This is a genomic window from Shewanella sp. KT0246 (genome assembly GCF_019654955.1).
In the GTDB taxonomy this organism is placed as follows: Bacteria; Pseudomonadota; Gammaproteobacteria; order Enterobacterales; family Shewanellaceae; genus Shewanella; species Shewanella goraebulensis.
On record NZ_BPEV01000049.1, the window covers coordinates 20,538 to 28,302 of the forward strand.

General features: G+C 40.1%; 7 protein-coding genes. 5 read left to right on the plus strand and 2 right to left on the minus strand.

Annotated features, from left to right (window positions below; genetic code table 11):
- Nucleotides 1-50: 50 nt before the first annotated feature.
- Nucleotides 51-2,306 carry an ABC transporter permease subunit gene (locus tag K5Q58_RS18550; RefSeq protein WP_220755341.1) on the minus strand — a complete coding sequence of 752 codons (2,256 nt, stop codon included), beginning with the start codon at nt 2,304-2,306 and terminating at the stop codon, nt 51-53.
- Between the two features lie 257 nt (nt 2,307-2,563).
- On the opposite strand from K5Q58_RS18550, the gene K5Q58_RS18555 reads away from it, so the two are divergent.
- On the plus strand, nt 2,564-3,070 hold the full coding sequence (locus K5Q58_RS18555; RefSeq protein ID WP_220755342.1) for a glycine cleavage system protein R: 507 nt from the start codon (nt 2,564-2,566) through the stop codon (nt 3,068-3,070).
- A 311-nt stretch (nt 3,071-3,381) separates the two neighbouring features.
- Entirely contained in the window at nt 3,382-4,200 is an 819-nt protein-coding gene (locus K5Q58_RS18560; protein ID WP_220755343.1) for a DUF2797 domain-containing protein, read from the plus strand.
- Between the two features lie 82 nt (nt 4,201-4,282).
- On the opposite strand, the gene K5Q58_RS18565 is transcribed toward K5Q58_RS18560, so the two are convergent.
- Nucleotides 4,283-4,861 carry a DUF4136 domain-containing protein gene (locus K5Q58_RS18565; protein ID WP_259651396.1) on the minus strand — a complete coding sequence of 193 codons (579 nt, stop codon included), beginning with the start codon at nt 4,859-4,861 and terminating at the stop codon, nt 4,283-4,285.
- 337 nt (nt 4,862-5,198) lie between these two features.
- Between K5Q58_RS18565 and K5Q58_RS18570 the strand changes: the two genes are divergently transcribed.
- The 3 genes from K5Q58_RS18570 to K5Q58_RS18580 are packed head-to-tail and all read left to right on the plus strand — an operon-like array spanning nt 5,199 to nt 7,641.
- Complete coding sequence (locus K5Q58_RS18570; RefSeq protein ID WP_220755344.1) at nt 5,199-5,795, plus strand: LysE family translocator; 597 nt, start codon at nt 5,199-5,201, stop codon at nt 5,793-5,795.
- Nucleotides 5,796-5,823: 28 nt separating this feature from the next.
- Nucleotides 5,824-6,378 (plus strand): DUF1415 domain-containing protein, encoded by a 555-nt coding sequence (locus K5Q58_RS18575; protein WP_220755345.1) that lies wholly within the window; start codon nt 5,824-5,826, stop codon nt 6,376-6,378.
- Nucleotides 6,379-6,423: 45 nt separating this feature from the next.
- Nucleotides 6,424-7,641 carry a multidrug effflux MFS transporter gene (locus K5Q58_RS18580; protein ID WP_220755346.1) on the plus strand — a complete coding sequence of 406 codons (1,218 nt, stop codon included), beginning with the start codon at nt 6,424-6,426 and terminating at the stop codon, nt 7,639-7,641.
- The last annotated feature ends 124 nt before the right edge of the window (nt 7,642-7,765 follow it).

The following is a 7,765-nucleotide window of genomic DNA, read 5'->3' on the forward strand; positions in this document are numbered from 1 at the left end:
CCTCTCAAGGCGATTGGCGAAATATTAAATACTGTTTTCATCTTCATTCCTTAAAGTGAGCTGTAACGTTCACGTAGACGTTGACGTACCACTTCTGCAATGGTGTTAAAGACAAAGGTAAATACAAACAAAACGAATGCTGCAAGGAACAGGACGCGGTAATGCGAACTACCAATGGCAGATTCTGGCATTTCAACAGCAATGTTCGCCGCCAAGGTACGCATACCTTCAAATACGCTCCACTCAAGGATTGCGGTGTTACCTGTTGCCATTAATACAATCATGGTCTCACCTACCGCGCGGCCTAACCCCATCATCACTGCTGAGAAGATACCAGGACTTGCCGTTAGCAATACCACACGTGTCAATGTCTGCCAGTTTGTTGCACCTAAGGCTAACGAACCATTCGACAAGTGACGTGGCACAGAGAAAATCGCATCTTCAGCAATCGAGAAAATCGTTGGAATAACCGCAAAGCCCATCGCAATGCCAACTACAAACGCGTTACGTTGGTCAAATGTAATGCCGAGTTCATTGGTGATAAATTGACGCGTGTTGCCATCAAAGAAAGCAATTTCAATCACTGGACTTATTTCGAATGAGAACCAACCCACAAACAAAATAACCGGGATTAGCATAATTTCTTGATAGGTCTCAGGTAAGCGTTGTTTCCACTGAGGTGGTAACTTGCTCCAAGTGAATGCACTCAGCAAAATACTGGTCGGTAATAGCGTCAGTAACACTAAAATACCCGGCAAATGATCTTCAATTAATGGCGCTAACCATAAACCTGCTAAGAAACCCAAAATAACCGTAGGCAGTGCTTCCATGATTTCAATCGTTGGCTTGACCACACTTCGCACTTTTGGAGCCATAAAATAAGCGGTATAAATTGCCCCAGCAATCGCAATTGGCACAGCAAATAGCATCGCGTAAAAAGCGGCTTTCATGGTACCAAATGCTAACGGCATCAAACTTAATTTAGCTTCAAAATCATCTGAACCTGAGGTGGATTGCCATACATACTGTGGTTCTGGATAACCTTCGTACCAGACTTTTTGCCACAAAGCGCTCCATGAGACTTCAGGATGGTCATTGTCGACCGCAAACACATTCAAGCTATTGTTTGCTTCGACGATTAACGCATTAGAGCGTGGACTGAAAGCCATCTCACCAGGCTGAGCAATATTAAATTTTTCAGTGAACAAGTTACGTTGACTGGTTGTATAAAGCAGCGATAGCTCGCCTTCAGGGCTTACTACAGCAAAGCTTTTACGATAAAACTCAGTCGCAATTGTTTGCACTGGTGAGTCAATTTCAAAATCACGAATCTTTTGATATAAACGACCATTGCGGCTACTTACTTGGAAGTATTGGTCAATGGTACCGTCTTCATAATTGACTAATACGGAGCTTGCGCCCGCCAATAAGCTGACATTGGATACTTTATTTTTGCCATCTTTAACGTCAATAACTTGAAGTAACGTTGGCTCATCTGTATCACGAATGTTATAGATAAAAATCTTGTCTGATGTCGGTAAAATTAACTGACGATGATCAGGTGTCATTAACGCCGTTAATGCATCTTTAGGCGCATCTTCAACGACAGTTAAGTCTGAATACCATTCAATTTCTTCGGTCATCATGTTTTCTTCGCCTTCAAGGCGATTCAATTTCCATGCACCTTCATTGTTTTGGTATGCAAAGCCAATGCGACTATCGATATAATCAAAGGTTAAATGATGTAAAGGCTGACCTTCATCAACCATGATTGGTGTTTCACCGAGTGGATATCGTAAACGAGGCGTTATCGTGCGCACGTTGTCCGGGTAAGTTACACCAAAATCAACACCGACAATTAAAGCTTCTCCAGAACTTAAGCCCAAGACAAAACGTTGCTCGTTTGGCTTTGCTTTAGCACTACTGACTACCTTAGTGCCCGCTGGAATCGGTGGATGAAAGCTTTCAATTAACTGCTTGCTGGCAACTGAATAAAAATCAACTTGACCATTTACCAATACGCGATAAGCAATCTCATTTTGCTCATCACTACCAACCATTAGCGTGGCAACGTCGGTATTTTGATAACTGATTGTTGATACAGGTTCAACATCAGCGCCATCAAAAATAGGTTTAATCACATACAATAAATAAAAGAAAATCAGCAACAAAGCGACAAAGACCATGGTGCCACCCACAGTCACTCCGACTTCAGCTGCTTTATCCGTAAATGCTCTTCGACTTGTGCTTCTACTAACTAGCAAGCTTTTCGTTTCAGAACCAGGCTGACCTACCTGACTTTCCATTCAGAACCTCTATAATTAATCGTCAGCGAAATTTCGCTATGATTGTTTAATCCACTGTGTTACTAAATAAATAGCTGTTTTATTTACTTAAACCGACTGTTGTTAAATTACTAGCACGTAGCTGTTGTAAAAATCAGCAGTTTAGCGAGCTTATATGACATTTTTTGGATGCCATTTTAATTGGCTGAATTATATGACGTAAATATGACAGTAGTGTTACAGCAGATTTATTTGTTAAAAATTTGGGAGTTTCATATATGTTACGTTACCTGATCACCTTGCAAGCCCCTGATAGAGTAGGATTAGTTGAGCAAATCGCAAATGTTATAAGTCGTCATAATGGTAACTGGCTTGATTCAGAAATGCGTCATATCGACGGTGTTTTTGCAGCAATATTACAGTTAGAAGTATCTGCATTAAAATGGGATGCGATGCTGGAAGCTTTAGAGTGTATTGAAGGACTAAACTACGCCTACTCTAAAACTGGCCATATCGCAGAGCCAATCAAGCGTTTAAGCTTTAACTTAGTGGCGTATGACCGTGAAGGTTTAGTCCTTGAAATATCAAATAAGATCAATGCGCTTGGAATAAACATAGAGCAGTTTAGTAGTCAGCAAGAAACGGCAAGCCATAGCGGTATCGCGCTATTTAGAGCCACTATGGGCCTAGGCTTATCAAACCCAAACCAAGAAGAACAGTTAACAGAATCCTTATATGAACTTGGTGATGATGTTGTGCTCGATAAACTCAGTAAAAGCACTTAGTTATTAAAATTTATTCTTGCAATTAGCTACTAGTCATCAGTCACTAACAATTCGCAACGGGTACCAATAACGACGAACCTGCTGTTAATAAGCATATTACGCCAGCGTGACGATTCATTATCCACGCTGGTGTCTAAGCCATATATCAACTTTTCTACCCGTTACATTTTCGATGTCATTGCGATAAAACTTCATTAAACTGTCATAATATCTTTGCCCGCATAGCTGTCAGTTCAATCTAAAAAACCGTTTAATTTTACCTACAAGCATCTGTTAGACTAAGTACAAATGATAAAAACAAAGAGTATAAAATGTTAGGAACGCTGTCTAAAATGCGCACTCAGCTTGATGAGCAAAATGAAGTGCAATACAAACTGCCTGTGGGCGACGAAACCATCGACCTTAATCCTTTAATTGGTAAAACACTGACACTCACTCACACAGGTAATATATTTTGTTGCAGTTGCGGTAAAAAGACCAAGAAGAGTTACTCTCAAGGACATTGTTACGTGTGTATGTCTAAGCTTGCAAGCTGCGATTTATGCATTATGAAGCCTGAAACATGCCATTTTGACAAAGGCACATGCCGTGAGCCTGATTGGGCTCAAAGCCATTGCTTTGTTCCCCACTATGTATATTTATCGAATACCTCAGGGATTAAAGTCGGCATTACCCGCTACACTCAAATACCAACTCGTTGGATCGATCAAGGCGCGACGCAAGGGCTCCCTATATTCAAAGTTTCAACCCGCCAACTATCAGGTTTAGTCGAGGTTGAATTAGCCAAGTTAATCAACGATAAGACAAACTGGCAGGCGATGCTTAAAGGCAATGCTGAAGATGTTGATTTAGTCGAAATAGCCAATCAACTGATCCCTGTGATTGAAGAGCGTTTACAAGAAATCAAACAAGAAAACCCGGATTTTGTTATTGAGCGCTTAGATAATTCGATTCAAGGGATCAAGTTCCCTATCACTGAGTTCCCTAAGAAAGTGAAATCCCATAACTTTGATAAAACCCCTGAAGTGACGGGTATTTTGCAAGGTATCAAAGGTCAGTACCTCATATTTGATACTGGCGTAATTAACATCCGTAAGTTTGGATCGTACGAAGTCGATGTCGCCGTGTAAACGTTGAATTAGCTTATAGATAAACAAAAAGGCCGCTGAAATATATCAACGGCCTTTTTAGTATTCAAACAGTATTCGAAAACTACATAACGTGGTTTGGCACAGAATTTAACATCATAGTGGTAAGCTTATCAAAGCGCTGTTCGCGATCTTCAATCGGCTTCCCCGTATCAGTGAAGCCTTGTGCAAGAACCTTCCATACAGGTTGGATACGAATAGGGCTAAATAGTGCAACGAGTACCGAACCTTTTTCATAGTCGTCATCAACACCCTTGGTCGATAAGCCGGCAACTAAACCCGCACGTTTCATGATTTCTTTATCACTCATTTCCGACTCAAGAGCCATGCCAAAACCCACTAAAATGCTTGGTGACTCATTACCTTCAACATAATGATATCCCTTAGCTTCCATAATCTTAGTGATAGATTGACGCATATGTCTTACTAACTCGGCATCATTAAGCTTATTCGCGCTATGAACCGTAAACATGGTTGGATGCCAGCCAAAACTTGTTGCACTTGAAGAAATTAAATCTAAGTCGCCCGACGTAACCATAGTAATTCGACTTGGAACCGGATCAATACTGGTTTCATTAGTTGCACAACCACTAAGCAATACCGCGACTAAGCTTATCCATAAACACCACTGTTTGTTTATCATTTATCCGTTAATCCTATAATCAGAAACTGGCAAGTACTTCGTAAAAAAGCACAACCATTAAGAGCAATTTTCAAGCGCAAAAATTAAAAAATTAATATCTATTTTAATTTAACATATGAACCCTAACCTAACCTGACTCAAATTTAATAACAACAAATCTAAATATTTTAAGTATATTTAAAACACTTAAGAACAAATAACAAAAACAGCTCCAACCACTTTACTACAAACGTATCTGAATATAATTCACTAAACACAAGTTTTTTGTTTGTTCACTAGGCGATAACCGCTAAAATACCTATCTTACATAAATTCCCCATCTAGAATAATAAGGTTTATGGAACTCATTATTACCATCGCATTGTTTGCCTTTTCTGCAGGTATTACTCCAGGCCCAAACAACATTATGTTGATGACTTCTGGGGTAAATTTTGGTGTTAAACGCAGTATTCCACATTTATTAGGGATCATTGTTGGCTTCCCTAGTATGGTTCTCGCCATTGGTTTAGGCCTAAGTGCTGTGTTTCAAGCCTATCCTGTTGCCCATCAAATGATAAAAGTGGCTGGCATTATCTATCTGCTTTATCTTTCTTGGCTGATTGCTAATAGTTCTAGCAATCTGGAAGGAAAACAAACAGCAAAGCCATTTAACTTTATACAAGCAGCAGCGTTTCAGTGGGTTAACCCAAAGGGTTGGATTATGGCTGTTGGTGCTATTGCGACATTCACTAGCATTGACCATTCTTTAGCGCCACAAGTCATTACCATTGCAGTAGTGTTCTTCTTTGTTGCATTACCTTGCGCCTCAATATGGCTGAGCTTTGGCGTTGGCTTAAAAAAATTACTCAAAAATCAACGTCAGCAAAGAATATTTAATATTTCAATGGCGTTATTATTGGTGCTATCTATTATCCCTATGGTACTACCTAACTAGTCGTGTCAATTAAGCAGCAGGAATTCAGATGTCAGAGTTAAACGAATATCATCTAGAGACGGCAAACTGGGTCAACAAAGTGATAATGAAATACAATATTTGTCCTTTTGCTCGTCGTGAAGTTGAACGCAACAGTATTCGTTATTACAGCAGTGAGAACACCAAAGTTAAACAGGTGATGAAAGACTTTCTCAACGAATGCCAATATTTAGATGAACACCCTGATGTTGAAACCACTCTATTCATTATGCCCCGCGGCTTTGAAGGCTTTTACTGCTATCTCGATATCGTTGATTTAGCAAACGACAAACTGTTTGAAAACGAATATGAAGGAGTTTATCAACTGGCAAGTTTTCATCCAGACTATTGCTTCGAGGGCGAACCACAAGATAGTGCGGCAAACTTTACCAACCGTTCCCCTTACCCAACGATTCATATCATTCGCGAATCAAGTATGGAAGCTGCACTCGCCGAATATGATGAACCAGAAAGCATACCTGAACGGAATATCGCTTTTGCTGAAAGAAAAGGCGCAGACTTTTTTACCGCCTTATTAAAGCAATGTCAGGTAGATAAAAAGTAAATGCACGAAAGTTTCTATTAAGTCAGAATAAACGAAAACTAGACGATGAATGTAAATGTGATTAAGCCACAACCCATACTGGGAAAAACCGGTATGCTATTTTTCTTGGTAATTATCAGTGCTTTTCCCCCCTTAACCATTGATTTGTATTTACCTGCTTTACCGTCAATGGTTGAAGTGCTCAATACCAACCAATCTATGGTTAATTTAACCCTGAGCAGCTATTTTGTCACTTATGCCATCGGCCTGCTTTTTTGGGGACCATTAAGTGAAAAGTTTGGTAGGAAGCCTATCGTATTGATAGGGATTTTAGGCTACATCCTAGCCAGTATCTTGTGTGCTATGTCAGCTAACATAGAACAACTTATCGCAGCCAGAGTGCTTCAAGCATTTGCAGCCAGCGCGGTCACAGTGGTATCTACCGCTATTGTCAAAGACATCTATTCAGGGCGAGAACGTGAAAAAATTATGGCCACTATCATGTCATTGGTCATCATTGCCCCTATGATTGCGCCAGTTATCGGCGCCTTTTTGCTACAAATAGCATCATGGCGGATGATGTTTGTTGCGCTTGCGATATTTGGAGCTTTCGCAGCTACGCTCGCTCTGTGTTATCAAGAAACTTTAGACAAGAAATATGTCGGCTCGGTACTGCGCTCTTGGGGACGATTAACCGTTATTATCCGTAATCCTAGATTTGCAGCATTACTGGTTATTTTTTCGATAACACCCATGGCGTTAATGGGATTTCTCGCCGCAGGCTCATATATATACATTAATGATTTTGGATTAACCGAACAGCAATTCAGCTACGCGTTCGCTTTTAATGCGATGTGCGCAGCCTTTGGGCCAATGATTTATATGCGTTTATCCCGTTACATCACGGTGAAAAGGATCATCACTTTGTGTTTTGTCTTTTTATCAGTAGCAGGCATATTAACCCTAACCATAGGTCATTTATCGCCTATTATTTTTGCCCTTATTGCTGCGCCAGCTACTGTCGTTATCATCACGATGAAAGTACCTGGTACAAACTTAATGCTTGATCAACAAAGCCACGACACGGGTTCAGCCGTGGCTTTAATTCAGTTTTGCAGTATGACTTGCGGCGCACTTGGAATGTTACTTGTTTCACTTAGCCAAGAGTCTTTAATTAAAAACCTAGGCCTCATTCAACTCAGTGTTGGGATAATAGGTGCAATCTTATGGTTACTTGTTAAAAACAAACCTTTTGTTACTGATAAGCTATTAAAAAACAAATAAAAATCTTCATTTAAAAAAGCGTGAGCGATAAACCACATTAACTTATGATTGTATCGCCCACGCTCGTTAAATATCTTTTTAGAACTTATTTTTAGTTTCTACACTAACAACCCATTGACGCCGC